Annotated in this window: 18 protein-coding genes and 1 tRNA gene; 17 read left to right on the forward strand and 2 right to left on the reverse strand. The window is 66.7% G+C overall.

What is annotated here, in order from left to right; translation table 11 throughout:
- Window positions 1-4: 4 nt before the first annotated feature.
- Window positions 5-310 (reverse strand): ribosome assembly RNA-binding protein YhbY, encoded by a 306-nt coding sequence (gene yhbY, locus SOM39_RS12095; RefSeq protein ID WP_249834056.1) that lies wholly within the window; start codon window positions 308-310, stop codon window positions 5-7.
- Window positions 311-375: 65 nt separating this feature from the next.
- Here yhbY and rlmE point away from each other — a divergent pair, with 65 nt between their 5' ends.
- The 17 genes from rlmE (at window position 376) to SOM39_RS12180 (ending at window position 17306) form a co-directional block, all read left to right on the forward strand.
- Entirely contained in the window at window positions 376-1008 is a 633-nt protein-coding gene (rlmE, locus tag SOM39_RS12100; RefSeq protein WP_068850870.1) for a 23S rRNA (uridine(2552)-2'-O)-methyltransferase RlmE, read from the forward strand.
- Between the two features lie 53 nt (window positions 1009-1061).
- Entirely contained in the window at window positions 1062-3005 is a 1944-nt protein-coding gene (ftsH, locus tag SOM39_RS12105; protein ID WP_068850873.1) for an ATP-dependent zinc metalloprotease FtsH, read from the forward strand.
- Between the two features lie 108 nt (window positions 3006-3113).
- Window positions 3114-3296: a hypothetical protein gene (locus SOM39_RS12110; protein WP_068850876.1), complete on the forward strand. Its 183-nt coding sequence runs from the start codon at window positions 3114-3116 to the stop codon at window positions 3294-3296.
- Between the two features lie 143 nt (window positions 3297-3439).
- A complete protein-coding gene (locus tag SOM39_RS12115; RefSeq protein ID WP_093534110.1) occupies window positions 3440-3880 on the forward strand; it encodes a hypothetical protein in 441 nt (146 codons plus the stop codon).
- Window positions 3881-3958: 78 nt separating this feature from the next.
- Entirely contained in the window at window positions 3959-4858 is a 900-nt protein-coding gene (gene folP, locus SOM39_RS12120) for a dihydropteroate synthase (RefSeq protein ID WP_068850881.1), read from the forward strand.
- Window positions 4858-5811, forward strand: coding sequence for a tRNA (adenosine(37)-N6)-dimethylallyltransferase MiaA (miaA, locus tag SOM39_RS12125; RefSeq protein WP_320458487.1), 954 nt, complete (start codon window positions 4858-4860; stop codon window positions 5809-5811). The genes folP and miaA overlap by 1 nt, the downstream gene beginning before the upstream one ends.
- 102 nt (window positions 5812-5913) lie before the next feature.
- Window positions 5914-6198 (forward strand): RNA chaperone Hfq, encoded by a 285-nt coding sequence (gene hfq / locus SOM39_RS12130; protein WP_068850887.1) that lies wholly within the window; start codon window positions 5914-5916, stop codon window positions 6196-6198.
- A gap of 23 nt (window positions 6199-6221) precedes the next feature.
- Window positions 6222-7532: a ribosome rescue GTPase HflX gene (hflX, locus tag SOM39_RS12135; protein WP_068850890.1), complete on the forward strand. Its 1311-nt coding sequence runs from the start codon at window positions 6222-6224 to the stop codon at window positions 7530-7532.
- 208 nt (window positions 7533-7740) lie between these two features.
- A complete protein-coding gene (locus SOM39_RS12140) occupies window positions 7741-8235 on the forward strand; it encodes a CinA family protein (RefSeq protein WP_217535972.1) in 495 nt (164 codons plus the stop codon).
- Window positions 8236-8270: 35 nt separating this feature from the next.
- Window positions 8271-9944: a 2-polyprenylphenol 6-hydroxylase gene (gene ubiB / locus SOM39_RS12145; RefSeq protein ID WP_320458488.1), complete on the forward strand. Its 1674-nt coding sequence runs from the start codon at window positions 8271-8273 to the stop codon at window positions 9942-9944.
- 262 nt (window positions 9945-10206) lie between these two features.
- Window positions 10207-10857: a transcriptional repressor LexA gene (gene lexA / locus SOM39_RS12150; protein ID WP_249834059.1), complete on the forward strand. Its 651-nt coding sequence runs from the start codon at window positions 10207-10209 to the stop codon at window positions 10855-10857.
- A 202-nt stretch (window positions 10858-11059) separates the two neighbouring features.
- The gene (gene recA, locus SOM39_RS12155) at window positions 11060-12103 is read left to right on the forward strand and encodes a recombinase RecA (protein WP_068850903.1); all 1044 of its coding nucleotides are present in this window, start codon (window positions 11060-11062) and stop codon (window positions 12101-12103) included.
- 109 nt (window positions 12104-12212) lie between these two features.
- The gene (gene recX / locus SOM39_RS12160) at window positions 12213-12704 is read left to right on the forward strand and encodes a recombination regulator RecX (RefSeq protein WP_320458489.1); all 492 of its coding nucleotides are present in this window, start codon (window positions 12213-12215) and stop codon (window positions 12702-12704) included.
- 143 nt (window positions 12705-12847) lie between these two features.
- The gene (gene alaS, locus SOM39_RS12165; RefSeq protein WP_320458490.1) at window positions 12848-15496 is read left to right on the forward strand and encodes an alanine--tRNA ligase; all 2649 of its coding nucleotides are present in this window, start codon (window positions 12848-12850) and stop codon (window positions 15494-15496) included.
- A 141-nt stretch (window positions 15497-15637) separates the two neighbouring features.
- Window positions 15638-15841, forward strand: a complete 204-nt coding sequence (csrA, locus tag SOM39_RS12170) for a carbon storage regulator CsrA (RefSeq protein WP_068850911.1) — start codon at window positions 15638-15640, stop codon at window positions 15839-15841.
- A gap of 81 nt (window positions 15842-15922) precedes the next feature.
- Window positions 15923-16015: transfer RNA gene (locus SOM39_RS12175), tRNA-Ser, on the forward strand.
- 136 nt (window positions 16016-16151) lie between these two features.
- Window positions 16152-17306, forward strand: a complete 1155-nt coding sequence (locus SOM39_RS12180) for an aldo/keto reductase (RefSeq protein WP_320458491.1) — start codon at window positions 16152-16154, stop codon at window positions 17304-17306.
- 55 nt (window positions 17307-17361) lie between these two features.
- Here the strand turns inward: SOM39_RS12180 and SOM39_RS12185 are convergent, their stop codons facing one another.
- Window positions 17362-18063, reverse strand: a complete 702-nt coding sequence (locus SOM39_RS12185) for a pirin family protein (protein ID WP_068850916.1) — start codon at window positions 18061-18063, stop codon at window positions 17362-17364.
- Between the last annotated feature and the right edge of the window lie 115 nt (window positions 18064-18178).

The following is an 18178-nucleotide window of genomic DNA, read 5'->3' on the forward strand; positions in this document are numbered from 1 at the left end:
GCGATCAGCCGCGCGGAAGCACGATCTGGCGCTGTTCCTTGCTGGGGCGGTAGAGCACGGCCACGTGGCCGATGCGCTGCACCAGCGCGCTTTCCGAGGCCTGGACCAGCTCGGCGATCATGGCGTCGCGTGCATCGCGGTCTTCCGCGGCCACCTTCACCTTGATCAGTTCGTGGCGCTCCAGCACCTCGTTCAGCTCGGCCAGGAAGGCCGGCGTGACCCCCTTGCCGCCGATCTGCAGCAGGGCGTTCAGACCATGGGCTTGGCCGCGGAGGAAGCGGGTCTGGGAGGAGGTCAGGACAATAGACATTCAGGAACAAGCGGTTAACTGGGGCGATCAGGGTATCATGACCACCCCGTCCGGCCCTATCTCCAATGGTTTCCCGCAGCAAGAGCAGCCAACGCTGGTTGAAAGAACACTTCGCCGACCCCTTCGTGAAGAAGGCCCAGGCCGAGGGGATGCGCTCGCGCGCGGCTTACAAGCTGGAGGAGCTGCTCGCGCGTGACCGGCTGCTGAAGCCGCATATGGTCGTGGTCGACCTGGGCGCCGCCCCCGGGGGCTGGTCCCAGCAGGTCCGGCGCCAGATCGGCGACACCGGAAGGGTGCTGGCCCTGGACATCCTGGAGATGCCGCCGCTGGCCGGGGTGGAGTTCCTTCACGGGGACTTCAGGGAGCAGGCCGTCCTATCGCAGTTTGAAGCCATGCTCGGGGACCAGCCGGTAGACCTTGTGCTCTCGGATATGGCCCCCAATAAAAGTGGTATGGACGCGGTAGACCAGCCGCGGATGATGCACCTGGCCGAGTTGGCGCTGGATTTTGCCGACAACCATCTCAAGCCGGGTGGCGCGTTCCTGATCAAGCTGTTCCAGGGCGTGGGCTTTGACGACTACGTGCGCGAGATGCGCCGCCGGTACGACAAGGTCGTGATCCGCAAGCCTGAAGCGTCCCGGAAGCGCTCGCCCGAGGTGTATGCCTTGGGGCAGGGCAAACGCACCCAGATCAAGTAAGCTCAACCATACCAATTGCGTCAGGCATTAGAGGAACACCGGAGCCAATGAGGATGAACGACTTGACCAAGAACCTCCTGCTATGGGTGGTCGTCGCCGTGGTGCTCATGGTGGTGTTCCAGAGCTTCTCGCCAAAGAGCAGCGGCGCCGGTGCCCAGGGCGCCACGTATTCGCAGTTCCTGGACCAGGTGGATGGCGGCAACGTCCAGAAGGTCACCTTCAGCGGCGACATGCGCAGCGGCACCAACCAGATCTCGTACACCACGCGCAGCGGCCAGTCGGCCACGATCACCGCGCCGATGGACCGCGACCTGATCAACATCCTGCGCGCCAAGAATGTGGAAATCGTCCAGGAAGAGCCGTCCAGTGGCATCTCGCTGGGCGCGATCCTGATGAACTTCCTCCCGGTGATCCTGATCATCGGCTTCTGGTTGTTCATCATGCGCCAGATGCAGGGCGGTGGCGGCGGTGCCAAGGGCGCGATGTCCTTCGGCAAGTCGCGCGCCAAGCTGCAGGGCGAAGACCAGATCAAGGTCACCTTCGCCGACGTCGCCGGCTGCGACGAAGCCAAGGAAGAAGTCGGCGAGCTGGTCGACTTCCTGCGCGATCCGACCAAGTTCACCAAGCTGGGCGGCAAGATCCCGCGCGGCGTGCTGATGGTCGGCCCGCCCGGTACCGGCAAGACCCTGCTGGCCCGTGCCATCGCCGGCGAAGCCAAGGTTCCGTTCTTCTCGATCTCCGGCTCGGACTTCGTGGAAATGTTCGTCGGCGTCGGCGCCAGCCGCGTGCGCGACATGTTCGAGCAGGCCAAGAAGCAGGCCCCGTGCATCATCTTCATCGACGAAATCGACGCCGTTGGCCGCCATCGCGGTGCCGGCCTGGGTGGCGGTCATGACGAGCGCGAGCAGACCCTGAACCAGCTGCTGGTGGAAATGGACGGCTTCGAAGGGGGCGAGGGCGTGATCGTCATTGCCGCCACCAACCGTCCCGACGTGCTGGACCCGGCGCTGCTGCGCCCGGGCCGCTTCGACCGCCAGGTCGTGGTCGGGCTGGCCGACGTCAAGGGCCGTGAGCAGATCCTCAAGGTGCACATGCGCAAGCTGCCGCTGGCCGACGATGTCGAGCCGATGGTGATCGCGCGCGGTACCCCGGGCTTCTCCGGCGCCGACCTGGCCAACCTGTGCAACGAGGCGGCGCTGTTTGCCGCACGCGGCAACGAGAAGGAAGTGCGCATGGAGCACTTCGACCGTGCCCGCGACAAGATCCTGATGGGTGCCGAGCGTCGTTCGATGGCCATGAGCGAGGAAGAAAAGACGCTCACTGCCTACCACGAAGCCGGCCACGCGATCGTCGGCCGCCTGGTGCCCGAGCACGATCCGGTCTACAAGGTCACCATCATCCCGCGCGGTCGCGCGCTGGGCGTGACCATGTACCTGCCGGAAGGCGACAAGTACTCGATGAACCGCGTGGCGATCGAATCGCAGCTGTGCTCGCTGTACGGCGGCCGCGTCGCCGAGGAGCTGATCTTCGGCGCCGACAAGGTCACCACCGGTGCCTCCAACGACATCGAACGCGCCACCAAGATGGCCCGCAACATGGTCACCAAGTGGGGCCTGTCCGACGAGCTCGGCCCGATCGCCTATGGCGAAGAGGACGATGAGGTGTTCCTGGGCCGTTCGGTGACCCAGCACAAGAGCGTGTCCGACGATACCGCGCGCCGCATCGATGAAGTGGTGCGCAGCATCCTGGACAAGGCCTACGCCCGCACCACCGAGCTGGTCACGGCCAACCTCGACAAGCTGCACACGATGTCCCAGCTGCTGCTGCAGTACGAGACCATCGATGCGCCGCAGATCGACGCCATCATGGAAGGCCGCGATCCGCCGCCGCCGATGGGCTGGGGCAAGTCCAACAAGGACGGTGGCAGCAACAACAACGACAAGGGCGGCGACGCCCGTCCGGTGACGCCGATCGCCGGGCCTGCCGAACAGCTCTGACGATGAACAGGTAACGCATGGAGGCCGGGGAAACCCGGCCTTCATCGTTTCTGGCGCGGGCGATCCGGGCGACAATGTGGCTTGCCCCACACCTGTCCCGGAGTCTCCATGTCCACGCCGCCACCCCCGGTCTCGCACACCACGGAAATGGTGATCGCCACGGTGGTCGGTGCCGCCGCAGGCCTGCTCAGTGGAAACTACCTGCTCGGAGGCATCGTAGGGATCGTGATCGGCATCGGCCTGAGCGTGGCCAAGACCTTGTACCTCGACCGCAAGCGCCGCCGCCGCTGAGCCCTTGCGCCGCTGCGTGGCAATCGGCACGATGCGCGGGCGCGGTTGCATGAGGCAGCCGCGGCCAACATTCCAGGGGGAATACCATGCGTCACTCACGGTACGCGGCGACAGCCGTGCTGCTCTGCCTTGCCACGCCTGCCATGGCGGACACCATCCACGTGCAGGATCCGATTCCGTTCTCGGAGTCCGCTTACATCGCCGATAACATCAAGGCCGAATGCCGCATGGGGGCGCAGCTTGCAACCTCGCTGGGCAGCAACGCCCCGAAATTCGGCAATACGATCGCGTTCGATGCGGAGGCCGTCTCCACGGGCCGGGCGCTGAAGCTGGAGCTGGTGGAGGCACAGAGTGCCGGCAACGCCTTCAGCGGTCACTTCAAGTCGGCAACCGTGCGCGGCGTGCTGACGCAGGACGGCCAGAAGGTTGCCACCGTGACCGCGCGACGTGTTTCCCGCGGCGGCGCATTCGGCGGGTTCAAAGGCTCCTGCGACGTGCTGGAACGGGTTGTCACCGCCATCGGCAACGACCTTGCCGAATGGCTGGCCAAGCCGACCGACGAGGCCAAACTGGGCGATTTCTAGCCGGCCAAACCCCGCAGGCCGCGGGTTATCGGAGTACGCCGGCGTAAACTAGGCGCTGGCGTATTTCGTGGAAGGCCCATGTTCGATACTTCTCCCCAGCTGGACTGCGGCGGCCGCGTGTTGCGGCTGGACCGCCCGCGCGTCATGGGCATCGTCAACGTCACCCCGGATTCTTTCTCGGATGGCGGCGCGCACGACAATACCGAAGCGGCGGTCGCGCACGGCTTGCAGCTGGTGGCCGAAGGCGCTGACCTGCTCGACATCGGCGGTGAATCGACCCGCCCCGGGGCCGCACCGGTGCCACTGGAAGAAGAGCTGCGCCGGGTGGTCCCGGTGATCGAACAGCTTGCGCGCCAGACGCAGGTGCCGATCAGCATTGACACCTTCAAGCCGGAGGTGATGCGCGCGGCCGTGGCCGCCGGTGCCGGCATGATCAACGACATCCATGCACTGCGGCAGGACGGGGCCTTGGCCGCCGCCGCCGAACTGGGCGTGCCGGTGGTGCTGATGCACATGCAGGGCGAGCCCGGCAGCATGCAGGACACCCCGCACTACGACGACGTCGTGGCCGAGGTGCACCGCTTCCTGGTCGATCGGATGTTCTCGGCCGAGATGGCCGGCATTGCAAAGAAGAACCTGGTGATCGACCTGGGCTTCGGCTTCGGCAAGACCACCGACCACAACATGATCCTGCTGGCGCGCTCGGCGCGCTTCCTGGAACTGGGCGTGCCGATGCTGGCCGGCCTGTCGCGCAAGCGCAGCATTGGCGAACTGACCGGGCGCGAGGCGCCGCGCGAGCGCGTGGCCGGCTCGGTCGCCGCGCACCTGATCGCCGCCCAACGCGGCGCCACGATCCTGCGCGTGCACGACGTCGCCGCCACCGTGGACGCCCTGAAAGTGTGGGCAGCGGTGGATGCGGTGCCGATGCCGCGGGTGGATGCCGCGCCGGCGATGCCGCGCTGGCCGGACGAGGGCTGATGGGCGCCGACCGGCGCCCGCTGGCGATCGCGGTGATGGGCCCGACCGCGTCGGGCAAGACCGCCACCGCCATCGCACTGGCGCGGCGGCTGGACGGAGAGATCGTCAGCGTCGATTCGGCGCTGGTGTATCGCGGGCTGGATATCGGCTCGGCCAAGCCCGATGCCGCCGAGCGCGCGCAGGCGCCGCACCACCTGCTCGACCTGCGCGATCCGTGGCAGACCTATTCAGCGGCGGAATTCGCCGTTGATGCCGCCCGCGTGGTGGCCGACATCGTCGCGCGCGGACGCATGCCGATCCTGGCAGGCGGCACCGGCTTGTACTTCCACGCGCTGCTGCAGGGGCTGTCGCCGATGCCGCCGGCCGACCCGGCTACCCGCGTGGCGATTGGTGCCGAGGCCGCTGAACGCGGATGGCCCGCCCTGCATGCTGAGCTGGCCGGGATCGACCCCGCCGCTGCAGCGCGCATCCATGCGACCGACCCGCAGCGCATCCAGCGCGCGCTGGAGGTGTATCGCCTCACCGGCACGCCGATCAGCGAATGGCAGAAGCTGCCCGGCGTGGATCGGCTGCCAGTGCGCTGCCTGAAGCTGGTGCTGGCCCCGCGCGAGCGCAGCGTGCTCCACCAGCGCATCGAAACCCGGTTCGACAACATGCTCGCCCAGGGTTTCCTGGACGAGGTGCGGGCACTGCGTGCTCTGCCGGAGATGGCGGCGGTGGCGGCGCCGCTGGACCTGCCGGCGGTCCGGGCGGTCGGCTATCGCCAGGCCTGGGAGTTCCTGGACGGGCAGGGCAGTGCCCGTGACTTCCGCGACAAGGCCATCCAGGCCACCCGGCAGCTGGCCAAGCGCCAGTTGACCTGGCTGCGCGGCGAGCTTGATGCACGCTGGTTCGATCCCCATGTAGACGGGGATTCCCTGGCAGATGCCGTAGCGGCCTTTGTTGCCCGTTGAGCCACAGCGCCTTGCCCTTGGCCCGTGTACCATCGGGGGTTCCGGTGGCGGGGGCCGTGGCAGTTGCCGGAAGACCATAAAAACAATAATGAGGAGTGTGCAATGTCCAAGGGGCAATCGCTGCAGGATCCGTTTCTGAATGCACTTCGGCGCGAACGCGTGCCGGTGTCGGTGTATCTGGTCAATGGCATCAAATTGCAGGGAACGATCGAATCGTTCGACCAGTTCGTTGTCCTGCTGCGCAATACGGTCAGCCAGATGGTGTACAAGCACGCCATTTCGACCGTGGTGCCGGCACGCAACGTCCGGGTGGGCCCCGGTGGTGGCTATGTGCAGTCCAATGAAGGTGGCGCCGACGGCGCCCAGGAAGAAGACGACGTTGAATGAAGTAAGCAACTGCGGAGACGCGCGTGTTTGACCGTTCCAAGCGAGGCGAACACGCGCTCCTGATCCAGCCGCATTCCGGCCGGCTGGAAGACGATGTGCTGGAAGAATTCACCGATCTGGCCCGCTCTGCCGGGGCCAGCATCGCCGCCACCTTGACCGCGCGCATCGACCGGCCCAACCCGTCGATCCTGATCGGCTCGGGCAAGCTGGACGAGATCAAGGCGGCCGCCGAGGCCACCGGCGCCGACCTGGTGCTGGTCAACCATGCGCTCTCGCCCTCGCAGGAGCGCAACCTGGAGCGCTTCCTGGAGCGCCGGGTGATCGACCGCACCGGCCTGATCCTGGACATCTTCGCCCAGCGTGCGCACAGCCACGAAGGCAAGCTGCAGGTGGAACTGGCGCAGCTGCGCCACATGTCCACCCGGCTGGTCCGTGGCTGGACCCACCTGGAGCGCCAGCGCGGCGGTGCCATCGGCCTGCGCGGTCCGGGTGAAACCCAGCTCGAAACCGACCGCCGCCTGCTGCAGAAGCGGGTGGAACAGCTGCAGAAGCGGCTGGAAAAGGTCGAAGTGCAGCGCACCCAGATGCGCCGTGCCCGCGTGCGCAGCGAACTGCCGCGCGTGGCGCTGGTGGGCTATACCAATGCCGGCAAGTCGACGCTGTTCAATGCGCTGACCGGTGCGGAGGCGTACGCCGCCGACAAGCTGTTCGCCACGCTGGACCCGACCGTGCGCCGCATCGCGGTGCCGGGTGGCAACGTGGTGTTGGCCGATACGGTGGGCTTCGTCCGCGACCTGCCGCACGAACTGGTGGCCGCGTTCCGCGCGACCCTGAGCGAAGCGCGCGAGGCCGACTTCCTGCTGCACGTGGTCGATGCGGCCGATCCGCACCGTGAGGAGCGCATCGCGCAGGTCGACGAAGTGCTCAACGAAGTGGGTGCGGGCGAACTGCCGCAGCTGCTGGTGTTCAACAAGATCGACCGCATCGAAGGCAGCGAGGTCCGCCACGACGCCCAGGACGGCATTCCCGATACCGCACGCCGTGAACGCGTCTGGATCTCGGCCCGCGATGGGCTGGGCCTGGACCTGCTGCAATCGGTGCTGGGCAAGCGCCTGGGCCTGCAGCACGTCAGTGGCGACCTGCGCCTGCCGCCGACCGCCGGTCGCCTGCGTTCGCGCCTGCACCAGCTGGAAGTGGTGCGTGGCGAACGCAGCGACGAGGACGGCTGGCTGCTGCAGGTCGAGATCCCGATCGCCGAAGCCGAGAAACTGGCTGCCGCCGACGACGGCGCCCCGATCCGCGCACTGCTTCCGGAAAAACTGCCCGAATGGTGAAGGCGTCCCAAGGACACGCATGGCGTGTCCCTACGCCAAGCGACCATGGATCGTAGTGACACGCCATGCGTGTCAACGCCATGCCCCTGCGCACGCACACCGCCATGCGTGTCAACGCCATGCCCCTGCGCACGCACACCGCCATGCGTGTCAACGCCATGACCCTGCGCACGTGACACCAGGTAGGCAACCGGGTTAAAACGCTGGCATGACCGTACCCACCGACACCGAACTGTCCGATCTCGCCCGCGAGGTCGGACAGCGCCTGCAGCAGGCTGCGCTGCAGCTGGTCACCGCCGAAAGCTGCAGCGGCGGCTGGATCGCCAAGGCGATGACCGACATCGCCGGCTCGTCGGCGTTCTTCGACTGCGGCATGGTGGTGTACAGCTACGAGGCCAAGCAGCGCCTGCTGGGCGTGCGCGCGCAGACCCTGGAGCAGTTCGGCGCGGTCAGCCGCGAAACCGTGCTGGAAATGGTGTCCGGCGCGCTGGTCAATTCCGGTGCCGGCATGGCCGTGGCCGTGACCGGCATCGCCGGCCCCGGTGGCGGCAGCCCGGACAAGCCGGTGGGCAGCGTCTGGATCGGCTGGAAGCAGCGCGGTGGCTATGCCCGCGCGCAGCTGTTCCAGTTCGAGGGCGACCGCGAAGCCATCCGCCGGCAGACCGTGCAGCAGGCGCTGACGGGAATTTTCCCGGCGCTGTGACATCCTGAGCCCTGCTGTCGAACGAGGGTGCACCGATGTGGGAAACGCTGGGAACCGTCCGTGACCTGGGGCGTCTGCAGGAAATCGCCTCGGTCCTGATCCGCTATGGCTTCGGCGACCTGGTGCGCCGCATCGGCCTGGCGGACGTGCTGGAACGTGCCGGCCGCCTGCTGCATTGGAACGATACCCAGCAGATCCTGCGCATGACCGCCCCGGTGCGGGTGCGGCGGGCGATGGAAGAACTCGGCCCTACCTTCGTCAAACTCGGCCAGGTGCTGGCCACCCGCGTGGATCTGTTCCCGCCGGACTGGATCGCCGAATTCTCCGAATTGCAGAACGCGGTGCCGGCGTTGCCGTATGCGCAGGTCCGCGAGCAGCTGGAAGCCGACCTCGGCGCGCCGGCTACCGAGGTGTTCGCCTGGCTCGATGAAACCCCTCTGGCGGCGGCCTCGCTGGCGCAGGCGCACCGGGCCACGCTGCACGATGGCAGCGAGGTGGTGCTGAAGATCCGCCGCCCCGGCATCCGCGAGGTGATCGAAGCCGACCTGCGCCTGCTCGCGCGGTTGGCCGAAATCGTCGAAGCGCGGTTGCCGGACATGCGCCGCTACCGGCCGTCCGAGGTAGTCCAGCAGTTTCAGGTGTCGCTGCGGCGCGAGCTGGATTTCGCCGCCGAGTGCCGCAATGCCGAGCGCATCGCGCGCAACTTCGCCGGCCGCAACGACATCCTGATTCCCAAGGTGCACTGGCAGTGGACCTGCGAGAGTCTCAATGTGCAGGACTTCGTGGACGGCATCCCCGGCCGCGACCTCGCCGGCGTGGATGCGGCCGGGCTCGACCGGGTCCGGCTGGCCCGCACCGGCGGACGCATCGTGCTCAAGATGGTGCTCGAGGACGGCTGCTTCCACGCCGACCCGCACCCGGGCAACATCATTTACCTGCGGGATGGCCGGATCGGCGTGATCGACTTCGGCATGGTCGGGGCGATCTCCGAGCAGCGCCGCTTCCAGGTCGCGCAGCTGCTGCACGGATTGGTCAGCCAGGAGCCGGAGTCGGTCACCGACGTGCTGCTGGACTGGTCGGGTGGCGTGGACGTGGATGAATCGCGGCTGCAGCAGGACATCAGTACCTTCGTCGACCAGTACCGGGGCGTGCCGCTGAAGGACCTGCACATGGGCCTGATGCTGGGCAACATCACCCAGCTGCTGCGCCAGTACGCGCTGACCCTGCCGGCCGACCTGGCGCTGATGATCAAGACGTTCCTGACGCTGGAAGGCATGGGCCGCCAGCTCGACCCGCAGTTCGACATGGCCACCGCCGCGCGCCCGTTCCTGGAGCGGGTGATGTGGCAACGGTTCGCGCCGTCGGCCCTGTTCAAGCGCGGCAAGCGCAGCGTGGCCGGGCTGCTGGACCTGGCCGGTGACCTGCCGCGCGATGTGCGCCAGCTGGTGCAGATGGCGCGGCGGGGGCGTCTGCAGTTGAAGGTGGAGACGACTGCGCTGCAGGGCTTCGGCGAGCAGGTCAACCGGGCGGCGAACCGGCTGGTGGTGGGGATCGTCACCGCTGCGCTGATCATTGGGTCGTCGATCGTGATGCACAGCGTGGGTGGGCTGTCGAGCCGCTGGCTGCTGGCGTTGGGCGTGGCCGGGTTCGTGGGGGCGGGGTTCTGCGGGGTGTGGATACTGGTGTCGATCTGGCGGTCGGGGCGGTAGAGCCGACCGTTGGTCGGCTGCTCTTCGGACGGCGTCATGACACCTGACCGGCGGCTTCGGCACCGCTAAACGTTGGACGGATGGCCGGAAGAGGGGCGGGTGCGGCTTCGGACACACGGCCGCGCTGCGCGCGGTTGCCGACTGACAGTCGGCACTACGAATTGCTACGGGCCTTCGTTGGGATCTGGATACGGTGGGTTCTGCTTCGCTTTTTCGTCCGGAGCCTTGAAACTTTCGGGTGTTAGTAGTATTACTACTAACCATGGACCTTACCGATACCCAGCAGGCGATCCTGCAGTTGATCGCCGAGCGCATCGAGACCGACGGCGCGCCGCCGTCGCAGACGGAAATCGCCCGTGCGTTCGGCTTCAAGGGCGTGCGGGCCGCGCAGTACCACCTGGAAGCGCTGGAACAGGCCGGGGCGATCCGTCGCATTCCCGGCCAGGCCCGCGGCATCCGGCTGGTGCAGGTGCCGCCGCTGCAGGACGGGCTGCCCGCCTCGCTGCCGGCCGCTGCGCTGCCCGACCACGTGCTGCGCCTCCCGGTGCTGGGCCGGGTCGCGGCCGGCCTGCCGATCGGGGCGGACATCGGCTCGGACGATTTCGTGGTGCTGGACCGGGTGTTCTTCTCGCCCGCGCCGGACTACCTGCTGAAAGTCCAGGGCGACTCGATGATCGACGAAGGCATCTTCGACGGCGACCTGATCGGCGTGCACCGTACCCGCGACGCCCGCTCGGGCCAGATCGTGGTGGCGCGCATCGATGACGAGATCACCGTCAAGCTGCTGAAGATGGGCAAGGACCGGATCCGGCTGCTGCCGCGCAACCCCGATTACAAGCCGATCGAAGTGCTGCCCGACCAGGACTTCGCCATTGAAGGCCTCTATTGCGGGCTGCTGCGCCCGAACCGCTGATCTCTTCAACGCACGACATGCACGGTCTTTTGTGGCGATTCTCTGGTTTGGCTGAGGTTGGTACGGATGTCCGATAATTTTTTTCCGAACGCCGGGCAGAATCTCAGCCTGTGCGATACGCCAACCTTAAAGTGACCCCGTGGCCAAGAAGACCTCCAAAGACAACACCTCCAACGACATGACCTCTGCAAGGACCAATCCGATGGACGAGAACAAAAAGCGTGCCCTGACCGCCGCCCTGAGCCAGATCGAAAAGCAGTTCGGCAAGGGCTCCGTCATGCGCATGGGCGACCGTGTCATCGAGGCCGTCGAGGTCATCCCGACCGGTTCGCTGATGCTGGACATCGCGCTCGGCATCGGCGGCCTGCCGAAGGGCCGTGTCGTGGAAATCTATGGTCCGGAGTCCTCGGGCAAGACCACCCTGACCCTGCAGGCGATCGCCGAATGCCAGAAGAAGGGCGGCACCGCTGCCTTCATCGACGCCGAGCACGCGCTGGACCCGATCTACGCCGCCAAGCTGGGCGTGAACGTGGACGACCTGCTGCTGTCCCAGCCGGATACCGGTGAGCAGGCGCTGGAAATCGCCGACATGCTGGTCCGTTCCGGCTCGGTGGACATCGTGGTGGTCGACTCGGTCGCCGCGCTGACCCCGAAGGCCGAAATCGAAGGCGAAATGGGCGACCAGCTGCCGGGCCTGCAAGCCCGCCTGATGAGCCAGGCGCTGCGCAAGCTGACCGGCAACATCAAGCGCTCCAACACGCTGGTGGTCTTCATCAACCAGCTGCGCATGAAGATCGGCGTGATGATGCCGGGCCAGAGCCCGGAGGTGACCACCGGCGGCAACGCATTGAAGTTCTACGCCTCGGTGCGCCTGGACATCCGCCGCATCGGCGCGATCAAGAAGGGCGACGAGATCATCGGCAACCAGACCAAGATCAAGGTCGTCAAGAACAAGCTGGCGCCGCCGTTCAAGCAGGTCATCACCGAAATCCTGTACGGCGAAGGCATCAGCCGCGAAGGCGAGCTGATCGACATGGGCGTGGAAGCCAAGCTGGTCGAGAAGGCCGGTGCCTGGTACAGCTACGGCGAAGAGCGCATCGGCCAGGGCAAGGACAACGCCCGCGGTTACCTGCGTGACAACCCGCAGGTGGCCCAGCGCCTGGAAGCCGAGCTGCGCGAGAAGTTCCAGCCGGCCGAGGCTGCCCGCGAGAGCGGTGACAGCGACGGTGACGACGACGCCGAGTAAGTTTCCTGCGGGGCAGGGCAGCGCCGTCAGTGACGCTCGCCCTGTCCCGGGGTTCAACCTTCCCCCGACGGGGGGAGCGCCACGGACGGCGCATTTCATCGAGGTGCCCATGCACGACCCAGACGCCCCGGCACCCGGCCGCAAGCGCCGCGTCCGTGAACAGACCCCGGTCCAACGCGCGCTTGGCCTGCTGGTACGCCGTGAGCATTCGCGCAAGGAATTGACCCGCAAGCTCACTGCCCGCGGCATCGAAAGCGACGCCGCCACTGCCGCCGTGGACAAGCTCACCGAGGCCGGCTGGCAGGATGACACCCGCTTTGCAGAGAACCTGGTCCGCATCCGTGCGAACACCGGCTATGGCCCCCTCCACATCCGCGCCGAACTGGGCACCCATGGGCTGGACAGCGATCAGGTCGCCGCCGCCATGGACACCTTCGAAGGCGACTGGACAGAGAACGCCCGGGACCTGGTCTGCCGCCGCTTTGGCGAGGCGGGCCCCCAGGAGCTGCCCCAGCGCCGCAAAGCCGCTGATCTGCTGGCCCGCCGCGGGTTCGATGGCGACACCATCCGTCGTGCCACCCGCTACGACCCGGATGACTGAAGGGCGCACAGCGAGCCCGTCACCCGGACGTGTCCCGGGGGCCCGGGCCTGATACCCTTTGTGGTTTCGGCGGTCCTGCTCTCGACACCCGGCCATTGGGGCCGTGTGCGAAGGACCGGCCGGCCCGCATGAAGCCAGCCCCCATGAACGCACCCGTCAAATTCACTACCTCCCAGATCCGCAGCGATTTCCTTGAGTTTTTCAAGGGCAAGGGCCACACCATCGTGCCGTCGGCACCGCTGGTGCCGGGCAATGATCCGACCCTGTTGTTCACCAACTCCGGCATGGTGCAGTTCAAGGACGTGTTCCTTGGCGCCGAGAAGCGCAGCTACGTGCGCGCGGCGGACGTGCAGCGCTGCCTGCGGGCCGGCGGCAAGCACAACGACCTGGACCAGGTCGGCTACACCGCGCGCCACCACACCTTCTTCGAAATGCTGGGCAACTGGTCGTTCGGCGACTACTTCAAGAAGGACGCCATCGCCTGGGCCTGGGAGCTGCTGACCCAGGTCTGGAAGCTGCCGGCCGACCGCCTGCTGGTCACCGTCTACCAGACCGATGACGAGGCCTACGCGCTGTGGCGCGACATGGTCGGCATTCCGGAAGAACGCATCGTGCGCATCGGCGACAACAAGGGCGCGCCGTTTGCCTCGGACAACTTCTGGCAGATGGCCGATACCGGTCCGTGCGGCCCGTGCACCGAAATCTTCTACGACCATGGCGACCATATCGCCGGTGGCCCGCCGGGTTCGCCGGATGAAGACGGCGACCGCTACATCGAAATCTGGAATCTGGTGTTCATGCAGTTCGACCGCCAGCCGGACGGCACCCTGGTGCCGCTGCCGGCGCCGTGCGTGGACACCGGCATGGGCCTGGAACGCCTGGCCGCGATCCTGCAGCACGTGCATACCAACTACGAGATCGACCTGTTCCAGGCGCTGATCCGCAAGGCCAGCGAACTGACCGGCATGGCCGACCTGGAGAACAAGTCGCTGCGCGTGATCGCCGATCACATCCGTGCCTGTTCGTTCCTGATCGTCGACGGCGTGCTGCCGTCCAACGAAGGCCGCGGCTACGTGCTGCGCCGGATCATCCGCCGCGCCCTGCGCCATGGCTGGATGCTGGGCGTGCGCCAGCCGTTCTTCAGCAAGCTGGTGCCGACCCTGGTCGAGCAGATGGGCGAGGCCTACGCGGAACTGCCGGCACAGGCCGACACCGTGGTGCGTGCGCTGCAGGCCGAGGAAGAGCGCTTCGCGCAGACGCTCGATTCGGGCATGAAGATCTTCGACGACGTTGCCGCGCAGGTGACCAATGGCGTCATTCCGGGCGCGGATGCCTTCCGCCTCTATGACACCTACGGCTTCCCGCTCGACCTGACCCAGGACATCGCGCGCGAGCGCGACCTGACCGTGGACATCGACGGTTTCAATGCCGCAATGGAGAAGCAGCGTGAGGACGGCCGCAAGGGCGGCAAGTTCGGCGGCGGCGTCACGCTGTCGGCCGAGCTGGTCGCCACGCTCAAGCCCACCACGTTCCTGGGTTACGACCGCCTGCAGGCCGACGGCCTGACCGTGGTGGCCCTGCTCAAGGACGGGCGTCCGGTGGACGCGGTGCAGGCCGGTGACGAGGTCATCGTGCTGACCGACCAGACCCCGTTCTATGCCGAATCGGGTGGCCAGGTGGGCGACACCGGCAGCCTGGCCGGCAACGGCGTGCGGCTGCAGATCACCGATACGCAGAAGTTCGCGGGCCAGTTCCACGGCCACGTCGGCACCGTCACCCAGGGCAGCCTGAAGGTGGGCGATGTGCTGGGCGGCGTTGTGGACGACCAGCGCCGCGGCGCCACCATCCTCAACCACTCGGCCACCCACCTGCTGCACGCCGCACTGCGTGAAGTGCTGGGCACCCACGTGCAGCAGAAGGGCTCGCTGGTGGCACCGGACCGCCTGCGCTTCGACTTCTCGCACTTCCAGCCGATCAGTGCCGCGGACCTTGCCGTGATCGAGCGCAAGGTCAACGAGCAGGTGCGCGCCAACAATGCGGCCGAAGTGCACAACATGGGCATGCAGGAAGCGCTCGATTTCGGCGCGATGGCACTGTTCGGCGAGAAGTACGGCGAAAACGTGCGCGTGCTGAAGATGGGCGATTACTCCACTGAACTGTGTGGTGGCACGCACGTAACGCGCACCGGCGACATCGGCCTGTTCAAGATCACCTCCGAAGGCGGCGTGTCTTCGGGCGTGCGCCGTATCGAAGCGGTGACCGGGCAGGGCGCGCTGGACTACGTGGCCCACGAAGAAGCCCAGCTGGCCGAAGCGGCCGCGCTGCTCGGCGGCAATGCGGGCGAAGTGGTCGACAAGATCCGCCAGCTTGGCGAGCGCCAGAAGAAGCTGGAACGCGAACTGGAGGCCATGAAGGCCAAGCAGGCGGCGGGCGCGACCGCCGACCTCGGCGCTGGCGCAGTTGAGGTCAAAGGCGTCAAGGTGCTGGCCGCGCGCCTGGAAGGTTTCGATGCCAAGGCACTGCGCGAAGCGATCGACCGCCTCAAGCAGCAGCTGGGCGATGCGGTGATCGTGCTGGCCGGCACGCAGGACGGTAAGGCGGCCCTGGTCGCCGGCGTGAACGGCAGTGCAACGGGCAAGGTAAAGGCCGGGGAACTGTTGTCCCACATCGCCAGTCAGATCGGGGGCAAGGGCGGCGGCCGCCCGGACCTCGCCCAGGGTGGTGGCGAGGACGGGCCCGCCCTTGCTTCTGCACTGGCTGCCGTCGTCGACTGGGTCACCCCTCGTATCTGAACGCCTGAATCCTCCTGCTCCTTGATGGCGCAGGAGGGCTGACGGTACTATGGCTAATCTTTTCCCTTTGTCGTGTGGCGTTCCTTGGCTGGGCGCCGAGCCGGTCGGGAAAATCCACCGGTTCCCTGGAGACTTGCAAAAATGTTGATCCTGACTCGCCGTGTTGGCGAAACCCTGATGATCGGTAACGACGTCAGCGTCACCGTGCTCGGCGTCAAGGGCAATCAGGTGCGTATTGGCATCACCGCCCCGAAGGACGTGGCCGTGCACCGCGAAGAGATTTACCAGCGCATCCAGCGAGGCGACGAGCCGAATGCATCGGGAAGTGAAAATTCTTCCGATTAAGGCTTTACCTCGGGGTGTGAAAAACGTTATTCTTCGCGCCCCCGCTGAGAAGAAACATCGAAGCGGCGGAACCAGAATACTGGAGCGGTGCCCGAGTGGCTGAAGGGGCTCCCCTGCTAAGGGAGTATACGGCCAAAAACTGTATCGAGGGTTCGAATCCCTCCCGCTCCGCCAGTTATGGAAAAGGCCTTCGTACGCAAGTACGAAGGCCTTTTTCTTTGTGTGCTGTTGCCGCAGCGTTGACGTGTTGCCCGCACGCCGTGCACTGGCATTCTGCGAGGGTGGTTGCTCCCCCGCACCCGGAGTCGCCGTGAACGCACGTCGCCACTTCCTTTCCGCCGCCGCTGCCGGTACCGCCGCATTGGCCAGTTCACCGTTGCTGGCGCAGTCCGGCGCCGCCGCGCCCGGCAGCGTGCTGCCAACACGTGGCCGCAGCGCCGCGCAGCCGCTGGCCACCCACGCCGCCGCCAAGGGCGAGCGCTTTCGGCCGCGCACGCGCCTCGGGCTGGGCGGGGTGGCCATCGGCAACGGCTTTGCCCCGGCCACCGACGCGCAAAGCGAACAGACCCTGGCCGCAGCCTACGCCGCAGGCGTGCGCTACTTCGACACGTCGCCCTGGTATGGCCTGGGCCTGAGCGAACGACGGATGGGGCATCACCTGCACAACCACCCGGTGGGTGAGTACACGCTGTCGACCAAGGTCGGCCGACTGCTGACCGCCACCGCTGGCGAGCTGCAGGACACCATGTGGAAAGACCCGTCGCCGTTCCACTACCGCTATGACTATTCCGCCGACGGCGTTCGTCGTTCGGTGGAAGACAGCCTCAACCGGCTGGGGGTCGCGCAGCTGGATGTGGTCTTCATCCACGACCTGTCGCCGGATAACGAGAAGGACCTTGGCATGCCGTGGGAGCAGCGCTTCGCCGAGGCGGCCAAGGGCGCGATGCCCGCGCTGACCCGGATGCGCGAGGAGGGTCTGATCAAGGGATGGGGATTTGGCGTGAACCGCCCGGAGCCGGCGCTGCGCGCGATCCAGGAAGCCGATCCGGACATCTTCCTGCTCGCCTGCCAGTACTCGCTGCTCGACCACGATCAGGCGTTGCACGACACCTTCCCGGCCATCGCCCGGCACGGTGCGTCGGTGGTGGTGGGTGCGCCGCTGCTCGCCGGCTACCTGGCCGGCCGCGATCGGTACCTCTACGACGGCAAGGTGCCCGAGTGGGCGCCGAAGAAGCGTGCGGCCGTGCAGGCCATCTGCGACCGCCACGGCGTCGACCTGCGCACCGTGGCGTTGCAGTTCGCGGATGCGCCAGAGGTCGTGTCTGCGGTGATTCCGGGTGCACGCACGCCCGGACAGGTGCAGGCCAACGTGGCATCCATGTCGGTGGCGATCCCGCCCGCGCTCTGGGCGGAGTTGAAGCAGGCGAAGCTGATTGCCGACGACGCCCCGGTGCCCGGGTCCTGAGCCCAGACATGACAACGCCCCGATCAGCTCGGGGCGTTGGCGGGGGCCGCTGCGGTTACAGCGGCAGGTCGAACACCAGCACTTCGGCGTCGCTGGCATTTTCCAGGGTCACCTGCGCTTCGTCGGTGATCTGCAGCGCGTCGCCGGTGTCCAGGGTGATGCCGTTGACCTGCAGCTGGCCGCGCGCAACCTGCACATAGGCGCCGCGGCGCGGGGCCAGGGCCAGGTGGGCGCGGTCGTCGCCGTCCAGGATCGTGGCGTAGATGTTGGCGTCCTGGTGGATCAGCAGCGAACCGTCACGGCCATCCTTCGAGGCGATCAGGCGCAACTGGCCGCGCTTGGCGTCCGGGGCGAAATGCGTTTCCTGGTAGCTCGGGGCGATGTTCTCGGTATCCGGGAACAGCCAGATCTGCAGGAAATGCACGGTCTCGTCGGCCGAGTGGTTGAACTCGCTGTGGCTGACCCCGCTGCCGGCACTCATGCGCTGCACGTCGCCGTAACGCAGCACCGAGCCGGTGCCCATCGAGTCCTTGTGCTCCAGCGCGCCGCCCAGCACGTAGGAGATGATCTCCATGTTGCTGTGGCTGTGGGTGCCGAAGCCCTGGCCGCCGATTACCTTGTCTTCGTTGATCACGCGCAGCGGGCCGAAGCTGGTGTAGCGCGCGTCGTAGTAACCGGCGAAGGAGAAGGTGTGCTGGGAGTTCAGCCAGCCATGGTTGGCCTGGCCACGGGTGGCGCTCTTGCGGATCTGCAGCATGGTGGTTCTCCTCGGGTGTTCGATGGTTTCGATGGCGGTCCGGGGCGTAGTGGCTGCCCCTTTCCTGTTGGCGCCAGTATCCGCTTGCGCCTGCCGCTTGAAAAACGGATAGTTT

Source organism: Stenotrophomonas sp. CFBP8994, assembly GCF_034044835.1.
GTDB lineage: Bacteria > Pseudomonadota > Gammaproteobacteria > Xanthomonadales > Xanthomonadaceae > Stenotrophomonas > Stenotrophomonas rhizophila_A.